Raw genomic sequence first — 24,145 nt, 5'->3', positions numbered from 1 at the left:
CTCACCCGTCCGCCGCTAAGTCTCAGAGAAGCAAGCTCCTCATCGACTCCGCTCGACTTGCATGTATTAGGCACGCCGCCAGCGTTCGTCCTGAGCCAGGATCAAACTCTCCAATAAAGATGTTGTCTAGCAACATCGATTGAAAAGAGCGATAAGCTCATTTAGAAAAACTGACGAGAACATCATGTTCTCTTAATTTCATCATCCATTTGTTCAGTTTTCAAAGAACTTGATTCTTTATCTCAACCGCCAATTTCTCGCGACTGGATATTTATCATATCATTTTATTGTCGATGTTGTCAACATCTTTTTTCGATGTTTTTCAGCATCATTCGACAATATTCTTGCATCGCTCGAAGCGACAAGAAATAATATAACACGTCAAAATTATTTTGACAACCCTTTTTATAAAATTAATTTCTTCAAATGAAACATGAATTAACGAAGCGCAGCTGTCGACAAAACTTAATACGACAAACTGCGCTTCTACATATAACTAGATCGTTCTACTTTAAGCTGCCATTCTACTTAAGCTGCAAGAGCTTAACGAATTCATCCTCGTCTTCAATTGTGTCTATACCGAGCTGCTGAGCTTTAGACAGTTTACTTCCTGCTTTTTCTCCTGCTATGACGAGATCTGTTTTTTTTGATACACTTCCCGTTACCTTTGCACCGAGAGCTTCAAGTCTTTCGGTAGCTTCTTCTCTCGTTAGCTGATGCAAGGTTCCTGTGAGCACCACGGTTTTCCCACTAAAGAATGAGTCGGTCACAACAACCTGAGCTTCTTCAGGCGCTTTGGCCTCGACTCCAAGAGACAGCATCTTCTCGATACTCGCTTGTATAAATGGATCCTGGAAGAAGGATACGATACTCTCTGCTACGATAAGTCCTACATCCGGAAGTTCCACCAACTCCTCTACTGACGCATTCATAATGCGGTGAAGGTCGCGGTAGTGGTCCGCAAGCATCTTAGTGGTTGATTTCCCTGTATTCGGAATGCCCAATGCATACAGGAAGGAGGCTAGGTCTCTGCCTTTGCTTTCTTCAATAGCTGCCAGCAAATTCTTTGCCTTCTTATCACCGAATCGGGACAACCCAATGAGATCTTCATAGGTCAGGGTGTAGAGCTCGGCCGGTTCTTTCAAACCTTTTTCATCATGGAGCTGTATAGCTGTCTTATCACTGAACGTTTCGATATCCATCGCATCACGGGAAGCAAAATGAGAGATCCGGGCTACGATCTGCGGCTTGCAGTTCATTTTATTGTTACAGAATAAATGTGCACCGCGCTCCTCCAGCGGTAATCCGCATGAAGGACACTCCGTAGGGTACACAATCTCTTCTCCATCTGCTTCTTCTGTCACCTTGCCCAGAATTTCAGGTATTACATCGTTCGATCGCCGAATAAAGACACGTGTTCCAAGTGCATACTTCAGGTTCTTGCGCTCGATATCACCAACGTTGTTCAGCGTACAGTTGGATACCGTCACTCCTGCCAGTTCTACCGGTTCAACACGAGCCAGCGGCGTGACTTTTCCTGTTCGGCCCACATTCCAGCTGACCGAGTTCAGCACCGTCGTTGTTTCCTCCGCCTCAAACTTGTAAGCAACGGCCCAACGCGGGAATTTGTCAGTATAGCCCAGCACTTGCCGGGTACGCATGTCTGTTAGCTTGATAACCGCTCCGTCAATAAGATAGTCCAGCTTGTCACGGTTCTCCTGGATTTCGGCCAGACGCTCCATCACATCGTCAAACTCTTGGAAGTAGCTGATATAAGGATTTACCTTGAAGTGATTGTCCCGCAGAAACTGCATCATCTCTTCATGACTCTCAAACTGAATGGCGTCCGAATAGCCCACATTATAGAAAAAAGCACTCAGCCTGCGTTCTGCTGTTACTTTGGGATTCAGGTTGCGAAGGGCTCCTGCTGCGGCATTGCGTGCATTCTTGAGAGGATCGGCTGCCGTCTCGTTGTATTTGTTAAGCACGGAAAGGTTCATGATCCCTTCCCCCTGCACTTCAATCGTACCGTCCGTGTATGGGATCGTGAGCGGTACAGACTTGATCGTTTTTACTTGTGCCAAAATCCCTTCACCTGTAACACCGTTCCCCCGGGTCGAGGCTTGAACAAGCTGTCCATCTGTATAGGTCAGATTTAAAGTGAGACCATCAAACTTCAATTCAATCGCATAGCCTGGATCAGGAAGCGGTGTGTCTGGATTCTTGGTGTTGTAATCCTGAACAAGACGCTGCACTCTGCCGTTCCAGCTGCGAAGCTGCTCTATATTCTGTGCTTTGTCCAGGCTCCAGAGAGGAGATAGGTGACGATGAGGCTTGAAACCTTTGAGCAGCTCGCCTCCCACACGCTGAGTCGGAGAATCGGGCAGTACAATCCCGCTTTGCGACTCAAGCGACACCAGCTCATCGTACAAGACATCATACTCTTTATCACTAATCTTCGGCTTGTCCAATGTGTAATAGTGATAGTTGTACTCATTCAGCTCCTTTACGAGCTGCTCCAATCGATGCATTGGATCCATTTAGGGCTATCCCTCCGTGAATAATAATTTTAGAAAAATATGTAAGGCCCGTGAGAGGCCAATTTAGATATACTGCTCTTAGATGTATTGCTCAAATATGCTGATATCTCTCTCAGCGTATTCCGTTTTAACATTAGTCTCCTCACGGGTACCTTCTCTATATAAGGTGTGCTCACACCAATGATGTTAAATTCAGTAGTGCATTATTATTCCACTTTGGTAATCGGCGCAAAACCTGCGAGCAGACGTTTAACACCAACCGGCGCAGGAAAAGCAATCTGCAGCTCCATATCGTTGCCCGCACCTTTAATGGAGACAATCGTTCCTGTTCCCCATTTGCCATGCTGTACTTTGTCGCCTGCAGAGAAATCCTTCGAGCCACTGCCTGCTGCACTTGCGGCTGCGGCTGCAGCTGCACCTGTTCTCCCTGTTGTAACAGATACTTTAGATGCTGCTGAAGCTGTAGAACCACTGAAGCCGGTGCTGGCCCGAGAGCCCCCAAAGTTACTTCCTCCTCCAGTAAATCCGCGTCCGCCATAGGAGCCTCCAGCGTTGCTGCCTCCCCCGCGGCGATAGCGGTCCTGGGCAATTTTCGTATCCTCCTTGAGATCTTCCGGAATCTCATCCAGGAAGCGGGAAGGTGGATTCGCTGTCGTCCGTCCGAACAACGTCCGCATTTGGGCACAGGACAAGAAGAGCTGCTGTTCCGCACGGGTAATCCCTACATAAGCAAGGCGACGTTCCTCTTCAAGCTCTTCCTCATCCATAAAGGTCCGGCTATGCGGGAACACGCCTTCCTCCATCCCGATAATGAAGACAACAGGAAACTCAAGTCCCTTGGCACTGTGCATTGTCATAAGAACGACCGCATCGTCCTGCTCTTCCTCATCATCATTCATGCTGTCAATGTCAGCAATAAGGGCCAAATCTGTAAGGAACGATACGAGCGACTTATCTTCGTTATTCTTCTCGAACTCCATCGTTACAGACAAGAACTCATCAATATTTTCAAGTCTGGCCTTGGACTCCAGCGTATTCTCATTCTGGAACTCGAGACGATACTGGCTCATCTCCAGTATTTTTTCAGTCAGCTCCGTTACCGACAAATATTCAACCATTCGATGAAGTGCCGCAATCATATCATAGAATTCAACCAGCGCATTGCGTGTACGTCCAGCAAAACCCAGATCGTCAACCACCTCAAGCACTTTGAAAATGGACACGCCTCTCTCCCCCGCTGCGGCAGCGAGCTTACCAACGGTCGTATCACCGATGCCACGTTTAGGCACATTAATAATTCGCGTGAGGCTGATATCGTCATCAGGGTTCGATAGGAGGCGCAAATAAGCAAGGACGTCCTTGATCTCTTTACGGTCATAGAACTTGATCCCGCCGACAATTTGGTAAGGAATATCCGACTTAATCAAAATTTCCTCGATAACCCGCGACTGTGCGTTGGTACGATACAATATCGCATGGTCCTGATAGCTCTTGCCCTTGTTCACATTCTTGCTGATCTCGGAAGTTACAAAGTATCCTTCGTCATGCTCAGAGTCCGCACGATAGACCTTGATCTTGTCCCCGCCGGTCTTATCCGTCCACAGCTTCTTCGGCTTGCGTCCCGAATTCAGTGCGATGACGGCATTAGCCGCATCCAGGATATTCGAAGTCGAACGATAATTCTGCTCCAGCAGGATCGTGCGGGCTTCCGGATAGTCCTCTTCGAAATTTAAAATATTGCTAATATCCGCACCGCGCCAGCGATAGATCGACTGGTCACTGTCACCCACGACGCATATACGATGATGCTTGTCCGCGAGCATCCGGGTCAGCATATACTGCGCACGGTTCGTATCCTGATACTCGTCCACATGGATGTATTGGAATTTCTTCTGATAGAAATCAAGCACTTCCGGCATTTCTTTGAAGAGCTGAATGGTCGTCATAATGAGATCATCGAAGTCAAGCGAGTTGTTTGCTTTCAGGCGTTTTTGGTACATCGTGTATACTTTCGCCACAATACCTTCAAAATAATCGCCGATCTTTGATTCATACTGTGCTGGAGTTACCAACTCATTCTTTGCCGTACTCATGGCGGACTGAATCGCTTTGGGTTCAAATTTCTTCGTATCGATATTCAGATCCTTCATACAGTTACGAATAACGGACAGCTGATCCGCCGAGTCGAGAATACTAAAGTTAGAGGTGAATCCGATCCGCTCAATATCGCGGCGCAAAATCCGAACACACATGGAGTGAAACGTAGATACCCATATATCGCGCCCTTCCGAACCGACGAGCTTCGAGACCCGCTCCTGCATCTCCCGTGCTGCCTTATTCGTAAATGTGATGGCGAGAATGCCCCAAGGTGCTGTTTTTTTAGTGGCAATCAAGTAAGCGATACGATGCGTCAGCACTCTCGTCTTACCACTCCCTGCGCCGGCCATAATGAGAAGTGGTCCTTCTGTTGTAATAACCGCCTCCCGCTGCGGAGGGTTCAGACGTGCAACAGCGTCCTGTATATTAATGGATTGCATACATGCAAGCCCCTTTCGTTATTGAAGTAAAAAAGTGCATCATCCTCTATTCGAGGTTGGTTTGGTCTCACCCGGTTTTACCGCCTGAACCGTAGCAACTGCTGACGGCAAATCATAATAAACGGCATTGCCCACAACAATGGTATCCGCTACCTTTGCTGCCTGAGCTGCTGTATCATAATCGACAATCCCGCCGCCATAAAATAGCTGAGACTGGTACGCCGCATTACGAGCTGACTCTACTGTTTCCATATCACCAAAGGTTCCGCTGTATTCAATGTACACCACAGGCAGATTCATCAGTCTGTCCGCTACCTGTACATAAGCAGCAACCCCTTCAGCCTCAAGCGCTGTATTCGGAGAGGTCAGCCGTGCTACCGTTGAATCAGGATTCAGTACAATATACCCTTCACAAACGATAAGCTCCCAAGGAATCATATACCCGAACTGTTCAATGGCGGCCTGATGCTGTCCGGTGATCCAGCGCGTATCCTGTGCGTTCAGCACCATAGGGACCATGTAAAGATCAAATCCGGGCACAACCGCCTCAAGATCAGAAATTTCTTGTACACATGGAAGCTCGTACCTCCGCACCCTGGACAGCAGGTCCACCGTGTTATCGTACGTGATGCCGGAAGAGCCGCCAATCATAATCGCATCCGAACCGGACATGCACACAGCTTCAAGTGCCTCATCCGTCAGTTCACGGTCAGGATCGAGTTTGAAAATATGCTTCCATGCCTTGATCATTTCCTTCAAAATTCCATTCCTCCACGCGAGCAAATCACTACTAAAACAAGTCTATGATAGTGGGCTAAGGTAAGTCAATGTTCGTATACGAGGCGAACAAGATTTTTCGCTGGAAACGGAGGATGGAATACCAAAAAACCTGCAGCTTTCTTATGAAAGAGCAGGTTTGCATGGGCAGCTAGAGCATTTATTACGCAGTCGAATCAATTTCATAATACCTTTAGCTGCTTATATCAAGGGTATATATAGATTAAAATGATTTTATTTGTCTATATATAGTTTCAAATTTACCTATTTAATGATTTATGAAATTGATTCAGTCATGTATTTAATTTAACTAGATTAAACATTTGTGCCCTAAAACATTCATTGATTAAATCATTCGCATATACCAAAAATTCGGCTTCAAAATACTTTAATACTCACTTACCCGACTGCGAACATATAATCGTTTGGGCTTCTCTGCGTATAGCTTCTGCAATTCTCTCAGCTCCCGCTTTAACTGAGCGTTCTCGTCCTTCAGTAACCGAATCTGCTCCTCTGCCACATGAATCTTGTCCTGCAGCTTCTCCTCCAAAGTCCAGTGCTTACGATTATGTCGCTGTCTCCCCTCATTCATAAGTCCTTTCTCGCCATACTTATCAAAGATCGCCCTCCATCGCTGCAAGCATCTCTTCGGAGTATCGGTACCAATCGCTTCTAAGCAGAATCCGCCGCGTATAAAAATCTCCCTTGGCCGAACCCCATCCTGATCTGCACGAATCGCAGCAATTTTAAAAACAGACGTATAGGTGATATTCCTGCCCTCTATACTGGATACGTTCGGATTATGCTTGAGCTCATACAGCTGGGCCTGCGTAAATTCTTTGGGTCTTCGGGTTGCTTTTGCCATATCGAAAAACCTCGCTTACTCTTATGTAATTTAATGATTCATCCGGGCTAACATCAAAAAGACCCGCTAAGAGGCACAGTCAATCGGCCTTCCAAGCGAGTCTGAATTGTGTGCTTAAGGACAGCCCCTAAGCTAATTATCTGCAAAATACTTCCAAAAGTTTATAGAAGAACAAAAATTCATCGTTTTAATGAAGTATGAAATGGATTCTGTTTATCCAAGCTGCTGAGCGGCTTCGCTGTTACAGTATATGATCCTGCCATGAATAACCGTGAAAAATCCGACCGGAGAAAGCTCCATAAGCTGCAAATAACGGTGCTCATTGTCTTGAAGTATGCGGGTATTTTGGATCGCCTCTACTTCCATCTGCCTGAGCTGATTCTCTGTCTGGCTCCGAACGATGCTTTTTAGCTCAGGCAGAATATTCAGCTCCTTGCTCAGCCAAGGATACGAGGTGGATTCAACCACCTCTCGCCATTTTTCAAATGACTTGCGGGGGGATACTCTGCACTCAGCTTCCAATATAATCAGATCTTCGCTCGAATGAGCGATGCCAATCATGAGGCGAATCCATTCCTGGAATGTGTATCGTCTGTAAGATCCCCCCTTTATGATTGGCCACCGTTGGTATTGCAGATAAGCCATTGATTAAGCAATCGGAAGGTCTCTTTTGCCGTACCAACGATTACCTCGCGATCCGCGCCTGCTTCTACAGCCTTGTTCATGATTTCGCTTAATTCTTTCCATTGCGTGCGTGTATCCTGTCCATATGCATTAAAATACGAAAGTCCCATTCCAGGCTCCAGAGCTAAATGATTTCTCAGCTTACGGGTAATAATCTGTCCTCCCAGCGTGGATCCTTCAATGACATATAAATATCCCAGCAGTTGTTCGGACGAAGCGATCTCGGGAATTTCACCACAAATGGGAACCTGCTGTCTACTTGAAGAGATGAATGCCAGATCCTGCTCCAGCAGCGGCGATTTCGCACGATGCTTCATATCGATGCCGAGTTCCTGGACACCATCAAGCTGTGCAATCTTCTGTTCTATCGGCAGAATAAAACCGTAAAATTTCTCTAAGTACGCCTGATATTCGGCTCTGGTAAGGGTATGGTTCATAATGGCCTCGGCGTAAGCATTTTGTTCGATCTGATCATGATCCTCCGCCGTTTCTTTCCGGAGTTGTTCCATAATGGTTGTCATTTCCACGAACCTCCCTGTGCATATGTAATTAAAATAGATAAAATCATTATCATAACTCATTAAAAAAGTGACTATGAAATGGATTCAGATAAACAATTCCCTCAGTATAAGCAATGTTAGTCGAAAAGACGACAGATTTCCAATAACATAGGATGTTTGCCATTGACCTGCTTAAATCCTCTCCCCTATGCTTATATAATCAGAAATAAACGATTACAGGAGAAAATTACAGATGCGTTTATGGCATGAGGATCTAATTAGTATACTCCCGAGACCCCAGCTGCTTGGACAGCACCGGGAATGCTGCGCGCTGCGGGGCGGCGGATGGGGAAAGAAGCACGCGACTGTTAATTATGTATATGACTATCATCCACTGAAGTTGATGCGTTACCATATCTTAATTATAGAAGAAATGAAAAACCGGGGATACAACGTAGATAGCCTATGGGAACATCCCGCTTACCGCGGAAAGCAGACCGATCCATGGGATTGGGAGGATGAATACGATATAGTGGCCCAAGCGCGTTATGATGAGCATGACGATGCCTACATGAAGGAGTGCCTCGATAATCTTGCAGAGAAGGGCATTATACTGGAAGTGGATCTGGCGGACAGCCTGAGGTAAGGTTAGAACGGAATACGCTAATAGGCTGGGATTTGCAGCAAGTCATAACGACGGTATATAGAAAAAGATGGCGTTCTCTTGGAGCAAGAGTCTGCCATCTTTTTTCTGCATTTAGTACGCGTTCTTGAAGCCGTTAAGAATGGTTCTAAAAATGATCTTGATATCAAAGAGCAGCGACCAATTTTCGATGTAGAAAATGTCTTGTTCGATCCGATCCTCAATGGAGGTATCTCCCCGGAGCCCCTGGCTCTGGGCAAGTCCCGTAATGCCTGGACGGACATGATGCTTAATCATGTATTTCGGAATTTCTTCCTTAAACTGGTTCACAAAGTACGGACGCTCCGGACGGGGACCAACCACACTCATATGTCCGAACAGCACGTTGAAGAACTGCGGTAGCTCATCCAGGCTTGTAGCTCTTATGAAGGAGCCGAATCGGGTGCGTCTCGGGTCATTACGAGTAGTCCAGCCGGTGTCCACTGTTCCCTCCGGAAGCAGCTTCATCGAACGGAACTTGTACATATGGAAGGTTCGGCGATTCAGTCCTACACGCTCTTGTTTAAAAATAACCGGTCCAGGTGAAGTCAGCTTCACTCCCAGCGCTACGAGCAGCATCACCGGCAAGGTAATGATAATGGCCAGTATGGAAAAGATGATATCGAACACCCGCTTGACCAAACGGTTCATCGTCAGATCAAGCGGAATGTCTCTTACGTTGATGAGCGGCATGCCGGCAAAATAATCAAACATCGGACGCGCAGGCAAATAATCGAAGAAGTCCGGGATGATTAAGGTACGTACGCCTGCTTTTTCACATGTATTGATAATCTCCGGATACTTGCTGTGCGCATCCAGTGGAAGAGCGAGTACAACCTCGTCGATGATTTCTTTGGAGAGGATATTTGCTAGATCATCCATTGAACCTAGAATCGGCTTGTAATGTTTCTGCTCGTCTGCATCCCACTTCCGGTAATCGTCCAGAAAGCCAATGATCTCATAACCTAAGTCGGGATACTGGCGTAAATTATTATAGAATGTTCTGCCAAGTGAACCTGCCCCCAGAATCAGCATGAACTGACGGTTGTAGCCTTTTTGGCGTAAGGATTTTAGAATTTGCTTTAAGATATAGCGATAAAACAGCGTGAATGAAATGTTTCCAATCATGTAGATCCCTAGATAGGAACGGGAAATATTGACTTCCTTGAAAAAGAACATCAAGCTTAACAAAATGAATAAACTGATCAAATGAATCTCGATGATTTTCCAAAAATCTTCTGCAAACCGTTTCTTTCGCTTCGGTGTGTATAAGGAAACCAGAAACCCGACAATAATGGCAATTCCTCCATATACAAGGCTCCATAGTGTATAAGTCTCAAGAGGTACGGACACATCGTATGGAAGCAAGCCGCTCTCAAATTTCAGCCACCATGCGAGTAAAAAGGAAAGCTGTATAATGAAGAAATCCACGCCGACATACAGCTGTGTTAACACCTGCTGATTTCTGCGGATCATAAGTTCACCTCGTTGCGAGAAGACTTTCCGGTTAGTGGAGGCTTTGACTCTCCCCTGCTAGCAAACCGGTTTAATCCATTTTTCATGAAAGATAATGCGAGTTTGACTCCAATTCCGCTATATACGGCTGCATTCGTTAATAGATTATATTTCGCTTGGTAATGCTTCTGATGAAATACCCACATGGCTCTATGAAATTCGTAGATGATCTTGGCTGGCTTTCTTCGGGAACTGGCACCTTTGTAGTGAATAATATATGTATATGGATAGTAGTGAATGTCCCAGTCCGCTTGCTTGATTCGGTAGCACCAGTCTATATCTTCGCCGTACATAAAGAAGGTCTCGTCCAGACCTCCAACCTGTTCTATTACTTCCTGCCTTACCAGCATAAAGGCCCCTACAAGGCAATCGACCGGATAAGCTTGATCCGGGTCCAGATGTCCCAGCTGGTATAGATTATATCTCGGGTTATCCGGAAAGAGCTTCGAGATACCGAATGCATAATAAAATGATGCGGAAGGTGTCGGAAACCCTCTCTTGCAGGCCTTGTCCAGCGATCCATCCGGCAAAATAATTTTGCAGCCCGCTGCTCCCACCTGCTTGTTCTCTGGTGCATCCATGAAGGATAGCATCGCTTGCAAAGTGTCCTGCTGTACCACCGTATCCGAATTGAGCAGAAGTGAATATCTTCCTCCAGCTATCGCCAGTCCCTGATTGTTCGCTTTTGCGAAGCCTGTATTCTCTTGATTGGTAATCAAACGTACCCCTGGAAACTGTTCAGCTACGGCTTCCATGGTACCATCGCTAGAATGGTTATCTATTAAAATGATTTCATAGGCATACTCCGTTCTGGATTCATACACAGACGTAATGCAATCCAGCGTTAGCTGCCTCGTATTGTAATTCACGATGATAATGCTAAGATCCATGAGAAATCTCCTGACAAAATGTACTAATCTATCGACAATTATAGCACATGGAGATATATTTTTCCTGAAATGTCCTGGATTTAACTTTTAGGAGAGGTTTTACGAGCCGTCTGAATGTATCTTCTTTTTGCTTTTAATTCCGAACGGCATTTATACAATGACTTCCAAGCACTCAGAACATCTCTTTCCTTCCATAGAAAATAAAAATTACTTGCCAGTTCAAAAGGTAAGAAAAAAATCAAGTTCTTTAATAACTTGCCGATACTCTCATTTTTATAGATCATCTTGTAACGATTGATATAAGAGACTTGGCGAATAAATAAGGGTATGGATTTTCGATTGTCTTTTTTCCATCCCCGTTCATGCAGAGCCACCGCTTCAGCAATATAGAAGGATTTCCAGCCAAACACCTGAGCTCGCCAAGCTACATCTACATCTTCTTTATAGGCGAAAAAATCACTATCAAAAAACTGCCCGTCGATACTGATGTCGTCAATCATTTTTCGAGAATACATTGCTGCAGCGCCAGAGACACCAAACACCTCATTAGAGGACGTCCATTTATCTGCTGATTCCCCTGCTCCCCGATCAAACGCTCTATAGGTCTTGTTCATCGTTAGTCCCGTACTATCAATTAAGGATGGATCTGCTTTTAGTCTAAGCATGCCTGCAGCACTTCCGACTTCGCTATGATGATCCATAAATTCGACTAAGTATCGAATGTAATCAGGTTCAAGGGAAACATCCGGATTCAACACAAGCACATAGTCTGTCGTCGTCGCTTGTATCGCCTGATTATGGGCAGGAGCAAATCCTGTATTAGATTCATTCTCAATGAGCTGTATTTTAACCTTATTTTCGCGATAGGCAGGATGCTGTCTGACCCTGTCTGTGGTCTGGTCCGTAGAGTTGTTATCTACGATGACAATGGAGCGAACGGAATAGCTCTGCCGAAGAACATGATCAATACATTCCTTAATATCGTCTGCACTGTTATATGTAACGATATGCACACTGACTGTGCTATACCGTTGTTCATTACTTCGTATCTGCTTTGGTTTTGCTAAGGTTTCCTTCATTTTGTAAAGTTGTCCTTCTCATATAGTATATTTAGTGTTCTGATTCTATAATAAACCATGTTGGTTCAAGATGACATGCGATACAAAGCAAAAAGGTCCCTTCTCACCCTTTCCCAGTTGGAAAAGATAGAACGAGACCTTCTTGTCATCTATTCTATTCTGTTCTGACACTTATTGCTTTCAGTTCTGCCAAGAAGTCGTTTAATCCTTCCCGCCATGGTCGAAGATCTGTTAAACCATTTGTTCGAATAGCCAGATGCTCCATCACCGAATTTTGAGGGCGGGGGGCAGGCCGTGGAAACATGTCTGTCGTGCAAGGCTCCAAGGATGCTGTTACCTTCATATCAAGCACCTGCGCTGCTTCTTCCAGTATCGCTTGAGTAAATTCATACCACGTGCAAGAACCACTATTAGAAGCGTGATAGATTCCGTACTTTTCCGTTTGAATCAACTCATACAGAAATGCTGCCAGGTCTACGGTATAGGTAGGAGATCCCTTCTGGTCGTTTACCACATTGAGCAGCGGCTTCTCCTGCCCCAGCTTCAGCATGGTCTTAACAAAATTATTGCCGTGAAGGCCATAAACCCAGGAAGTACGTACAATAAAATAACGTGAGGATAAGCTTTGAGTTAGAACCTCGCCGGCTCGTTTGGATTTACCGTAGATACTTTGCGGGTCCGTATTGTCATATTCATGATAAGGTTCTGAAGATTGGCCATTAAATACATAATCTGTGCTGATATAGACGATTTTGGCCCCAATCTTCTCAGCAGCAACGGCCAGGTTACGGCTTCCTGTGGCATTAACTAAGTAAGCACCTTCTACATCCGTTTCTGCCGCATCCACTGCCGTATAGGCTGCACAGTGAATGATCGCTTGTGGTTTGAATTCGACTACCACAGCTTCACACTGTTCTGAATTTGTGATATCAAGTGTTTGACGATCACAAGCAAGGACCTCGCAGCCTTTACTCTGCAACAGCATTACGACATCCTTCCCGAGCTGACCTGCCGCTCCGGTAACCAGAACTTTCATCGATTAGTCCCCCAGTCGCTCTCCATATTGTTGGGAATAGTATTGTTGGTAGGCTCCGGATTGAATGCGGGTCCACCACTCCTCATTGTCCAAATACCACCGGATCGTTTCCTTGATTCCCGTCTCAAATGAGTGCTTTGGCTTCCAACCAAGCTCCGTCATCGTTTTCTCCGGGTCAATGCCGTAGCGCCGATCATGCCCCGGTCGGTCCTTCACATACGTAATCAAGGATTTGGGCTTCCCAAGCTCCTCCAGAATCGTCTCGACGATCTCTATATTCGTCCGTTCATTGTTACCGCCAATATTGTACACCTCGCCAAGCTTACCTTGATGGATGACCAAATCGATGGCACTGCAATGGTCCTCGACATACAGCCAGTCTCTTATGTTTAACCCATCTCCGTAGATGGGCAGGGATTTGTCCGAGAGAGCATGGGAAATCATCAGCGGAATGAGCTTCTCTGGAAATTGGTAAGGTCCATAATTGTTAGAACAGCGCGTAATATTTACAGGCAGACCAAACGTTTCATGATAGGCTCTGACTAGCAGGTCACCGCCCGCTTTACTCGCAGAATAAGGACTATTTGGCGCCAAAGGAGTTTCTTCCGTAAATAGTCCCGTAGCTCCAAGAGATCCATATACCTCATCCGTGGATACCTGAACAAATTTGGATACGTTATATTTCTTCGCCGCATCGAGCAGCACCTGCGTCCCAAGCACATTTGTCTTCACAAAAACGTCTGGTTCCAATATGCTGCGGTCCACATGAGATTCTGCTGCAAAATTGACAACGACATCTACATCCTGCTGAATCAATTCGTCCATAGCTTTCGCATCTGTAATGTCAGCTTTTACAAAGGAATGCTTAGGGTTGTGTTCAACCGATTTAAGATTTTCCAGATTACCAGCATAAGTCAGTGCATCAACGTTAATAATTTCGTATTCTGGATGTTTTTCTAACATGTATAACACAAAATTACTGCCTATGAAGCCGGCACCGCCCGTTACAAGTAGTTTCATATTTGTCCTCCTACTCAAAATTCAGTTCTGCATCTGCCAGGACCGGATGCTTCTGATCCTTATCAGACAACACTGGTTGTGATACAGGCCAGTCGATGTTTAACGCAGGATCGTTCCATAGAATTCCGCGGTCATTCTCTGGAGAATAATATTCATCCACTTTGTAAATGACTTGTGTATTAGGGACAAGCGTGCAGAAACCATGCGCGAAGCCTTTAGGTACAAGTAACTGCCGCTTATTATGCTCACTCAATATAACCCCCACCCATTGTCCAAAGGTCGGAGAATTTTGGCGGATATCCACAATAACATCATAGATCGCACCTGCGATAACGCGTACAAGCTTGGTTTGAGCCTTAGGATTCAACTGGTAATGAAGTCCTCTTAAGACACCGGGTTCAGCAGATAACGAGTGGTTATCTTGAATAAATGGATGCTTGATTCCATTACGATGAAAAACCTCTTCATTATAGCTCTCCATGAAGAAACCACGGTTGTCTCCATGGACTTTTGGCTCAATCAGAATGGCTCCTTCTAGATGTAAAGGAGTGATGTTCATACTTTTTCTCCCCTTTTATAATTTCAGCTTACCGAAATCTTCACTGAACAGCAGATCCTTTGCCAGTTCATTGGCTTTTGCCAAAGAAGCATGCGTACCTGCATCAGTCCACCAGCCTTGAAGTACGTCAAAGCTTAATTCTCCTAATTCAATATATGCATTATTAACGTCTGTGATTTCCAATTCGCCTCGAGCAGAGGGTTTCAACGTTTTAACGATATTAAATACACGATGATCAAACATATATATTCCCGTTACGGCATAGTTACTTTTAGGCTGTTTTGGCTTTTCTTCAATGGATACGATTCGGTCTCCCTCGAGTTCAGCCACTCCAAAACGATGAGGGTCTGCGACCTGCTGCAGAAGGATCTTGGCTCCCTCTCCTTGCTGACGGAAGTTTTCAACAAAAGGCGTAATGTCATCCTCGAATACGTTGTCTCCCAGAATGACGACCATCTGATCTTCGCCAACGAAGTGCTCCGCAAGGTCAAGAGCTTGGGCAATTCCGCCCGCTTCATCTTGTACTTTGTATGTAAACGTTACGCCCATTTCTCGGCCACTGCCGAGTAAGTTGACGACGTCTCCCATGTGTTCCTTACCAGTGACGATCAGGATGTCGGTAATGCCAGCGTTTTTCAACTTCAAGACTGAATGAAAAATCATTGGATACTTACCTACAGGCAATAGGTGCTTGTTAGTTACTTTTGTAAGAGGATACAACCGTGAGCCCGTTCCTCCAGCTAGAATTATCCCTTTCATTTAATCCCTCCTAATTCTTAATTGTTATAAATAGACGTTTTCTGTAATTGAGTCAACACTTTTCTTTCTTCCGATTCCTAGGTAAGTGACACCACTATTATTACTTATGTTTAAAGAGTTTCTCCCATCAATAATCACACTTGAATTCATCCATTTGATGAGTTCATTCCAATCTTTTTCAATAATCTCTTTCCACTCTGTAACGATAATTGCAGCATCCGAGCCTCTAACAGCATCTTCAATAGATGAGCAAAATTCAACTGATGAGGGCAACAATGTAGCCGCCTCTTCCATTGCTATTGGATCATATGCACGAATACTTATATTTCCTTTAGTGATTTCTATTAAATCAGTAATAATTCTCAATGAAGGTGCCTCTCTAAGATCGTTAGTATTAGGTTTAAAAGATAGACCTAATACTGACACGGTTTTCCCTCTAAGATCGCTATAAACAGATAATAATTTGGATATTACGGTCTTATACTGTTCTTTATTTATTTTTACTACTTCTTTCATTAAAGAAAGATCATGTTCTACCTCTTCTGCTATTGAAATCAAACCAAGTGTATCTTTTGGAAAACAAGCACCACCAAAACCAATTCCAGCATTCAAAAACTTATTTCCTATCCTACTATCACTTCCAATACCTTTCGCTACTTCTACTACATCTGCGCCGATTTTTTCGGCTAAGTTAGCTATTTCGTTAATAAAGGAAATTTTCAATGCCAGGAAAGAATTGGCGGCATACTTAATAAGTTCAGCACTCCGTATATCTGTAACTTGAATTGGTATATTAAAATTCTGATGTAATTTAACAAGAATGTCTTTTGCTCTTTCTGACTCAACACCAATAACTATACGTTCCCCATTTAATATATCTTGGACCGCAGAACCTTCTCTTAAGAATTCCGGAACTGATGCCATGTCAATTGAGATGTCGGAAATTCTTTGTATAACCTTACCTACTCTATCGGCGGAGCCCACAGGAACAGTACTCTTATTAACAATTACTTTATAGTCATTAATAGCGTTTCCTACCTGACGTGCAACCTCATCTACATATGACATATCAACCCCTCCATTAGGGAGTGAAGGAGTACCCACTGCTATCATTATTATTAACGATTCTTTTACTGCCTCTTCTATATTCGAGGTAAAAGAAAGATTGCCACTTGATATATTTTTAACCATCAGTTCTTTTAATCCGGGTTCAAAGATAGGACATATCCCATTGTTAAGTTCTTGAATTTTTTGTTGGTTATTATCAACACATATTACTTGGTGCCCCATTTCTGCATAACAAGCACCAGAGGTAAGTCCAACATATCCTGTACCTATCATTGCTATTTTCATAGTTCCTCCACACACTGCGGATTTTGCAAAACATTTTGCTAAAATCACAGAATTTTATTGTTTTCTAATAGGTTTTGCTCTAATATTTCTTTGAATCTTGTAGCTCTATGAACAAAAGTATGCTGACTGTATACAAAATCTTTTGCTCCTAACGCTACCCTTTCTCGCTCAAGATCATTCGTTAAATAATACCTTATCAAAGAATTGAGTTCCTCTTTATTTCTATATAAAACAACATGCTCACCAAAAGTTTCTTTTATCTCAGGGACATCGTTAGCAATGACCAATGCTCCACTAGCCATTGATTCATAAATTCTGAGATTTATCGTCCCCCTATTAAAAGGGGCAACATCCTCAATAATTATCTTACTCCTTTGATATAGATCAGGAAGACTGGAATAAGGGATACTACCTTTGTGGAACTTACTCCACGGATGGTTTACCTCAGCAGGCTCAAATCTTCCATAAAAATGAAAATTAACATCTTCACTGACATCTAAATTTAACACGATATCTCGAGGTACCTGAAAAATATTTCCTACAAAACAGATATCAACATCCCTATGTTTAGCAGGCACATCTTGTCTAAAGGAATTGCTGTTTACTGCTAAGGGTAACTGTCCCCAGAGTCTAGAAGGCTCGACACAATTTGTAACTGCTTCTTGAGCTGAAATTGAAGACACTATAACACCGTCAAAAGCATTCAAATTAGCATTTTCCTTCCAATTATTTAAAAAGCCTCTGATCCAGGCAATCGTCAATGCTCCTTCTGGAATCTGTAATGAACTGATATTGCAGTCATAAAGCATAGATACTACGATATCTATCGATTCAGGAATCTCTAACCACTCATTATCCGGTCTTCTAGCTAAATAACATATATTATAGCCATATTGAGTCTTCAAACTTTCTCCGAGACCCTTTGCCGAAAAATAGTCTCCCGCTGTAGTATAAGGATCATTTTCTGTAACCAAAAAGGCTATATTCAATGGACTATCTGTCCAATAATTTTGTTTAGATAGTATTTTTTCTTTCCAAATAGCAGTTGCTATTATTTCACCCCAGATATCATTAAACAACTTGTGATTTGCGATTCTGGAGGCCTTTCTATAAGAGTGACTGTTTCTGATTTGTGAAGAGAATTCCCTATGAAATAATAAAGAATTTCGAGCAACTACCACATTCAAGTCCTCACTTTTCACTCTAAGACAGAAATCAACATCTTCCCTACCAAATGTATATCTCTCATCAAACCCTTTAACTTTCAAAAACGTAGTTCGATCAGTTAATAAGCAAGCTGCGGTAATAGCAGGTACAGTTTCTGAAACCAAGCTATCTTTTCTCAAAGGATTCTCATATTTGCCAATATTAAATGGTACTATACCGTTTCTAGTCCATCTAAACCTAATACCATCATGCTGGACAGATAATCCAGGGTAAACAACTTCTTTTATCTTCAGACGTGAAGCATCTAATTTATTGTAAATTAACCTTGCACCAACTACTCCTGGATTATTGATTGAAGTCCATATCCTCAACATCTCATCCAACCAACCGTACAACGGCATGACATCATTATTGAGAAAAACTAAATATTCCCCTGATGCCTTTTCAACTCCTAGGTTAATACTCTCTGAGAAATTCAGGTTTTTTCTTGAGTTAATGTATTTGAACTTTTTATTGTATAAAGAATTAATGTACTTCTCTGTTCCATCTTTGCTATTGTTATCAATAAAAATTACTTCGTAATTAGAATAAAGTGTATTTTTAAGCAAGCTAGGAATCAAATTTCTAAGATGTTTTTCCCCGTTTAAAGTAGGCACAATAATACTAACTAAAGAATCAAACCCATCGTTGGTAAATACAGTAGCATTATTTTGTGCTAATGATTTAATTTCCGACTCAGAGAAAAAATTAATAAGCATAGAATTATTTGACCTAAACAATCTTTTCCTCACTCTACTATTTATTCCTTTAATAGAGTTAATATTGTTTTTACAGGTAATGTATCCTCGATGTATTATTCGATAAGTTCTACCGTAACCGAAAATATTAAGAAGGCTTTGATTTATTTTTTTCTTAACAGATAATTTATGGTTAGAGGTCTTAGGAACGCTGTTTTTTTTCGTTGTATAATCGTATTTACCAAGTATATTTAGCAGTTGTTCAACTCGATTGATTACCGTATGGTTATTTTTCACTTCATTGTGTAGTCTCTCAGTTAACAATTTGTAGCTTTCTTCATTTTTTTTAATATCTTCGAGTAAAAATTTTAGCTCCTCAACATTTGAATAAGTCAGAGCTTCTGGGAATGTATCTTTCAGTTCCGAATGATCATCATTTATAACTACAGCTTTACAAGCAATCGCATCAAAAAAACGATTATTTATATACCCCAACTTTCGCATGTCTTCCCAATGGTCATTTAATAAAATTCCGCAGGAAGAATACAACTCGTTAAGTTTTTCATTTGGATACCAAGTATCCTTTATAAACTTCTTCTCAATTCTTCCTTCCCATCCTGATCCAATAACAGCCAGTTGATCCGAACATTTTAAAACATCATTTACAATTGGGCGGGAAACCCCTCTGGAGTTTCCCACAAATAATATTTCATGGCGTAATTCTAAATTCTGCTTATTATAAAAGACTGAAGTATCCGTAAATTGTAAAAATGTTTCAACCGGAACATTCAAAATGCTTTTTAAATAATTTGCGTGCTGTTTTGATGAAACGAGTACTAGGTCATATTTTTCAAACTCTGCCTTGCTAACTTCATTAGGATGAGAAATATTCCACATTATATTGAAGTGATGGGGCTTTATATCATATGAAGAAAGCCCCCTAAAGTGTATTACTACATCTGCATTATCGTCTTTATTACTATTCCACTCAGGTAAAATCTGTATGAAGCATTCATGCCCTTGCCTATTTAACTCTTCTGCCAAGCTTTTTGCTAAATAGTAATCCCCCCAACTTTTAAGTTGTTTACGGGTAGGGACTCCGATTTTTAAACAAAAGATAATTTTTTCCACTGTATCCCTCCCTTTAAGAGTTTAGGAAAATTCAGTTTACCAAATCCCTAAACAATTGCTTCCTTTTTATATTTATTTTATTTATAAGATGATTTTCTTGAATATCTTCAATAGCATTTCGGAGGCAAAGATCCCTTAATTTCAAATCATTAATAAATTTAGATATTGCGTTATACCAAGATTCATAAGTATTTTCAGCCAATAACCCATTAAATTCATTCTGAATTACTTTATCGTAATCAAAACCTTTTGAATAGATAGCAGGGAGCTTTAAACCAGTATAATCAACATATTTCAGATAACTTTTATAATAGTTAAATTCACTTATTGCAAGAGGTGCAATTGCAAAGTCCCAATCAATACTATTAGTAACTGTTTTAATGAAATTAGGATAAGTAGCAAAAGGAACATCTAGTCTATTAAACCCCGGAAAATCCTGACCAATAATTTCAAAACAAACATCATCCTTGTATTCTTTGGAAATATCGATAACAACTTGCTCTACAACTTTTAAATCTTCATAGTGAGTAGGAGTTCCTAAATACCCAATTTTAATTTTTCCCCTTTTACCAGTTTGCTTTTCAGGTCTCTCACTAAATATATCTGGAATAAAAGCATTCGGTATTAGTTTAGTATTTTTGTTATATCTACTATACTGTTCTTCTAATTTGAAACTACTAACAGTAATCAATTGTACATTTTTCATCAAATATTGAATGATGTCTTTTGATTCAGTAGGAATCGCTACATCATCTCCAATTAAATGATCATCGATTTCAAATACAGTTTTTACATTATTGTTATCGCAATATTCCATCAAGCTTTTAGCCATATCAAGAGATTGAATTGAATTTCTTTGTATAATCAAGATATCAATTCTAAATTTAATCACATTCAAAGGATTTAAAGGGAACCAAACTGTGTCTTTCGAGTCCATAGATAAATTATCTAGAGGTAGTACAACTCTATGGTATGAAGATCCTGTCGGGCCATTATTTTTTGTTTTAGTGAATATGGCCCCAATTATTAATTTGTCTGTTTTTTTTTTACTATCAAATATATTTTTAAATAATTCCAATTCTGAGGTGGCAGCCTTTTCGATTGAGTACAGGGACGCAGTTTTCAAACCTTCTGAAATTATTTTTTCACGTACTTTGTAATCTTCTACGAGAATAGAAACTGCACTTATAGCCTCTGATAGATTTAATGTGTCAACCAGGAAACTATTTTTCTCATTTACTGCATACTCTGATGTTCCTCCAGTCTTTGGTAAAACCACTGCACATCCTACAGCCATTGCTTCTAAGCCAGTTCTCCCAAAAGCCTGATAAGATGACATGTCTAAGAAAATATCAGTTTTCTTTAATAAATCAGATACTTGGTTTCTTTTTAAAACTCCATGATTATAATAATTTATTGAAGCAAATTCTTGGTTATACAATAGCATTTGTAGTTCTTCTTCTGAACATCCGAAGAAATGAATTTCGACTTTAGAATGATATTTTTTCTCAATTTCATATAAAACTTGAAGTGTTTCTCTTGGCGATCTTCTTGGAGAACTAGGCCTAATCATTGCCGTTATAGTAACAGGTGCATTCTCTCTATAAACTCCATTTTCAGTATTATGATCTAAGTAATATAGATCAGTATCTAGGCTTGGGGAGACTTTATGAACAAATAGTCCATGTTTCTCTTGGACTATTTCACGTATCCAATCAGTTTTTGCAAATGCAATAATATCAGGAATCAACTCATAAGAAGATTCAGCTTCCTCTCTTCTTGGATCTACTTCGTCGAAAAACCATGCTTCATAATCTTGTATATAGTATGCTGGTATAATTGATGGGTACCTTTGACAAATCCTTTTTAGTAACTGTACAGAATGATATACAGTTGCTACAACAATACTAAACTTTGACGAAATATATGCCAGTTCCAACTCATCTGTATAAAACAAACAAATATCCTTGATCTCTGGGTAGTTACTAAGAAAAGAGTCTCTATATTCTAATTTTGATATAACTTTTACTTCCAAGCCTAGATTCATTAACCCCCTGGCTTCTTGGATTACTGAATGGGCCCCCCCTCCGCCACCTTTAGCGGGAAGAATAAATAACACATTGAAGTTCTTCCTAAAATCATAAGCACTTAACGCAGCTGCAATACGTTCTCTAATCCTAGGAAGATCCATATTATGCTTAACTCCCTTGAGTAAAGCATCAATTTTCTCGTCACCATGCTTTTCTCTTAATAAACCTTTTGCATTCTTTGCCAACACTTTCCTAGTATCATGAGTAAAACTTTTTGATTTCCTATGATAAACAAAACTGTTATCAGCAATTTTTAGACTAAATCCTGCTTCCCTTGCCCTTATACAGTAATCATTCTCTTCACCATACCCTTTAGGAAATGTATCCTCGTCCAGGTAACCAATCTTCTCTATAACTGCTCTTTTGATCATAAAACAGAATCCATTTACAAATGTAACTTCCGGAAATATTCTAAGAGAACAATCTTTAACTAAGTTAGACATTTGCTCATTTGTAAGTCCCTTAGGGAGCTCATTAACCATCCAATCGCCATCTTTATCAAATATGTCCGGGACTGATTGCCAACTTGCTGCATTAGACAAAGGACCCACAATTCCAGTACTATTATCGTTTTCGATACAATCTATCATGTTTTTTTCCCAGCCTAAAGAAACAATTGTATCGCTATTAAGTAATATCACATATTCACTATTCGTATATCGTAGGCCTTTATTAGCAGCAATTGTATACCCTAAAGGTTCCTTATTATGAATAACAATTATGTTATCATTTTCTCTTTCTATACTATCTAAATAATTCTTAGTAATATCCTCACTTCCATCATTAACAATAACTATCCGGAATCTAACACTTGTATTTTTTAACACGGAATAAACGCAGTCTTTTACGTCATCAAGCGCATTATGCACACAGATAACTATATCAAGTTCTACTTTTTCTAATTCTACATCACTTTTTTTTTCATATCCCTCTTGTATAAGATTTTGTTTTTTGTCCCGATACTTTCTCTGGCCAAAATTCGTCTTCTTTCTTTCCCGTTTCTGTCGTATTAATTTAGAAAGTTTTAGAGGAAGTAGCAGTGCCTGTTTAGGAGAAGTACACGCCGCTACAAACGCTTCACCTAATTGATACTTTATTGAATTGAGATGAACTCCATTTGCAACTTCTAATTTCCTTATCTCATTCCTGTATGCTATTACTTCCTGCCTGAATTTTTCATTAGATTTTGTTAACTCTGATATTTTTTGATCTTTTATTGTAACTGTCTTATATAAAGACGATTTCTCTAATGCTAGACTTTCAATTTCTTTATTTTTATTGCCAATGCTGTTTTTCAATTCATGTATATCGTTAATGTTTTTAATCTTGATTTCCGTTAATTTTCTTACTTCATCATTCATGATTTCTAACTTGTTATCAAAATCCTCTTTGTGTTCTTTTAGTTTTAATTGCAATTCTATCTTTTCATTATTGAGGTCTTCAACATTTTTTTTAGCTTCATTCAATCTCTTTGATGTTTGTTCTTGTTTTAAAATTTGATCTATCCTGAACTTTTCCATTCCACTCAATAAATCGTTGTACCAAGCATCACTCTCAAATAATTTCAATTTCCTTTTACCAAAGGTGAGAATTCCCAAACCGTGAAAGGCAGGTATTTTGTAAAATTCGAATTCAAGATGTGTCTTCTTAAGGAAATCCTCAACAGCAGTAAGAACTCCATTCCGAGGGTTATTCTCATAAATGGAGTTATTTAGATGGCTGTTAAGACCTTCTTTATTAAGGTTCGATTCTCCCGGTACAACACCGTTCTTACTATATGCCTGAATATAAGCTCCTGGAATATTGCTAGGATTATAATATAGATCCCTCCTACCATATGGCCACCCAATGTCATGTAGAAAGATTACTGGAGAAATATTATTTTCCACTACTTTACTCTCAAGGATCTCTAATTCATTGATTACTGTGTACCAATTATGATCGCCATCAATTAATACGGCATCAAAATTATCAATAAGGGGTAATGCTGACAAACTTAGAGTTGGATAAAATGTTAGGTGACTACCAAATTTTTCAATCCACTCGCTTAATTTCTTAGGATGTACAGGGTCAATACAATATAAATGTCCGTCAAATGCTTCACAATATTCTAGGATCTTCGATGTGTTATATCCATTTTGACTTCCAATTTCGATAATATTTCTTACTTGTCTTTCTTCAAATATTGGTTTGATTATACTTTCCCAAAACCTGTTCATGTTAA

General features: G+C 41.0%; 17 protein-coding genes and 1 rRNA gene. 1 reads left to right on the top strand and 17 read right to left on the bottom strand.

The window, feature by feature from the left end; genetic code table 11:
• From ACFQ3J_RS18675 to ACFQ3J_RS18645, 7 genes are all read right to left on the bottom strand, one after another.
• Nucleotides 1-117, bottom strand: a 16S ribosomal RNA gene (locus ACFQ3J_RS18675); the annotation flags it as partial.
• A 407-nt stretch (nt 118-524) separates the two neighbouring features.
• Nucleotides 525-2,540, bottom strand: a complete 2,016-nt coding sequence (gene ligA, locus ACFQ3J_RS18670) for an NAD-dependent DNA ligase LigA (protein ID WP_251582797.1) — start codon at nt 2,538-2,540, stop codon at nt 525-527.
• 206 nt (nt 2,541-2,746) lie between these two features.
• Nucleotides 2,747-5,077 (bottom strand): DNA helicase PcrA, encoded by a 2,331-nt coding sequence (gene pcrA / locus ACFQ3J_RS18665; RefSeq protein ID WP_091160639.1) that lies wholly within the window; start codon nt 5,075-5,077, stop codon nt 2,747-2,749.
• A gap of 39 nt (nt 5,078-5,116) precedes the next feature.
• Nucleotides 5,117-5,836, bottom strand: coding sequence for a heptaprenylglyceryl phosphate synthase (locus tag ACFQ3J_RS18660; protein WP_251582799.1), 720 nt, complete (start codon nt 5,834-5,836; stop codon nt 5,117-5,119).
• A gap of 406 nt (nt 5,837-6,242) precedes the next feature.
• The gene (locus tag ACFQ3J_RS18655; RefSeq protein ID WP_091160642.1) at nt 6,243-6,719 is read right to left on the bottom strand and encodes a hypothetical protein; all 477 of its coding nucleotides are present in this window, start codon (nt 6,717-6,719) and stop codon (nt 6,243-6,245) included.
• A 213-nt stretch (nt 6,720-6,932) separates the two neighbouring features.
• Nucleotides 6,933-7,280: a PAS domain-containing protein gene (locus ACFQ3J_RS18650; protein WP_251582801.1), complete on the bottom strand. Its 348-nt coding sequence runs from the start codon at nt 7,278-7,280 to the stop codon at nt 6,933-6,935.
• A gap of 47 nt (nt 7,281-7,327) precedes the next feature.
• Nucleotides 7,328-7,924 carry a biliverdin-producing heme oxygenase gene (locus tag ACFQ3J_RS18645; RefSeq protein ID WP_251582803.1) on the bottom strand — a complete coding sequence of 199 codons (597 nt, stop codon included), beginning with the start codon at nt 7,922-7,924 and terminating at the stop codon, nt 7,328-7,330.
• 232 nt (nt 7,925-8,156) lie between these two features.
• On the opposite strand from ACFQ3J_RS18645, the gene ACFQ3J_RS18640 reads away from it, so the two are divergent.
• Nucleotides 8,157-8,549 carry a TIGR02328 family protein gene (locus ACFQ3J_RS18640; protein ID WP_251582805.1) on the top strand — a complete coding sequence of 131 codons (393 nt, stop codon included), beginning with the start codon at nt 8,157-8,159 and terminating at the stop codon, nt 8,547-8,549.
• A gap of 111 nt (nt 8,550-8,660) precedes the next feature.
• Here ACFQ3J_RS18640 and ACFQ3J_RS18635 read toward each other — a convergent pair whose 3' ends face one another.
• The 10 genes from ACFQ3J_RS18635 to ACFQ3J_RS18590 form a co-directional block, all read right to left on the bottom strand.
• Complete coding sequence (locus ACFQ3J_RS18635; protein WP_251582807.1) at nt 8,661-10,061, bottom strand: undecaprenyl-phosphate glucose phosphotransferase; 1,401 nt, start codon at nt 10,059-10,061, stop codon at nt 8,661-8,663.
• A complete protein-coding gene (locus tag ACFQ3J_RS18630; protein ID WP_251582809.1) occupies nt 10,058-10,990 on the bottom strand; it encodes a glycosyltransferase family 2 protein in 933 nt (310 codons plus the stop codon). The genes ACFQ3J_RS18635 and ACFQ3J_RS18630 overlap by 4 nt, the downstream gene beginning before the upstream one ends.
• Nucleotides 10,991-11,070: 80 nt before the next feature.
• Nucleotides 11,071-12,069 (bottom strand): glycosyltransferase family 2 protein, encoded by a 999-nt coding sequence (locus ACFQ3J_RS18625; protein ID WP_251582810.1) that lies wholly within the window; start codon nt 12,067-12,069, stop codon nt 11,071-11,073.
• A gap of 154 nt (nt 12,070-12,223) precedes the next feature.
• Entirely contained in the window at nt 12,224-13,105 is an 882-nt protein-coding gene (gene rfbD / locus ACFQ3J_RS18620) for a dTDP-4-dehydrorhamnose reductase (protein WP_251582811.1), read from the bottom strand.
• Nucleotides 13,106-13,108: 3 nt separating this feature from the next.
• On the bottom strand, nt 13,109-14,125 hold the full coding sequence (gene rfbB, locus ACFQ3J_RS18615) for a dTDP-glucose 4,6-dehydratase (protein ID WP_251582812.1): 1,017 nt from the start codon (nt 14,123-14,125) through the stop codon (nt 13,109-13,111).
• Nucleotides 14,126-14,135: 10 nt separating this feature from the next.
• The gene (rfbC, locus tag ACFQ3J_RS18610) at nt 14,136-14,684 is read right to left on the bottom strand and encodes a dTDP-4-dehydrorhamnose 3,5-epimerase (RefSeq protein ID WP_251582813.1); all 549 of its coding nucleotides are present in this window, start codon (nt 14,682-14,684) and stop codon (nt 14,136-14,138) included.
• A gap of 15 nt (nt 14,685-14,699) precedes the next feature.
• Nucleotides 14,700-15,443 (bottom strand): sugar phosphate nucleotidyltransferase, encoded by a 744-nt coding sequence (locus ACFQ3J_RS18605; protein WP_251582814.1) that lies wholly within the window; start codon nt 15,441-15,443, stop codon nt 14,700-14,702.
• Between the two features lie 24 nt (nt 15,444-15,467).
• Nucleotides 15,468-16,796, bottom strand: a complete 1,329-nt coding sequence (locus ACFQ3J_RS18600) for a UDP-glucose dehydrogenase family protein (RefSeq protein ID WP_251582815.1) — start codon at nt 16,794-16,796, stop codon at nt 15,468-15,470.
• 44 nt (nt 16,797-16,840) lie between these two features.
• The gene (locus ACFQ3J_RS18595) at nt 16,841-19,831 is read right to left on the bottom strand and encodes a glycosyltransferase family protein (protein WP_251582817.1); all 2,991 of its coding nucleotides are present in this window, start codon (nt 19,829-19,831) and stop codon (nt 16,841-16,843) included.
• 31 nt (nt 19,832-19,862) lie between these two features.
• Complete coding sequence (locus ACFQ3J_RS18590) at nt 19,863-24,140, bottom strand: glycosyltransferase (RefSeq protein ID WP_251582818.1); 4,278 nt, start codon at nt 24,138-24,140, stop codon at nt 19,863-19,865.
• Between the last annotated feature and the right edge of the window lie 5 nt (nt 24,141-24,145).

Source organism: Paenibacillus provencensis (assembly GCF_042678545.1).
Classification (GTDB): Bacteria; Bacillota; Bacilli; order Paenibacillales; family Paenibacillaceae; genus Paenibacillus; species Paenibacillus provencensis.
Note: the sequence above shows the minus strand (reverse complement) of the source record. Positions and strands in the feature narration are given on the sequence as shown.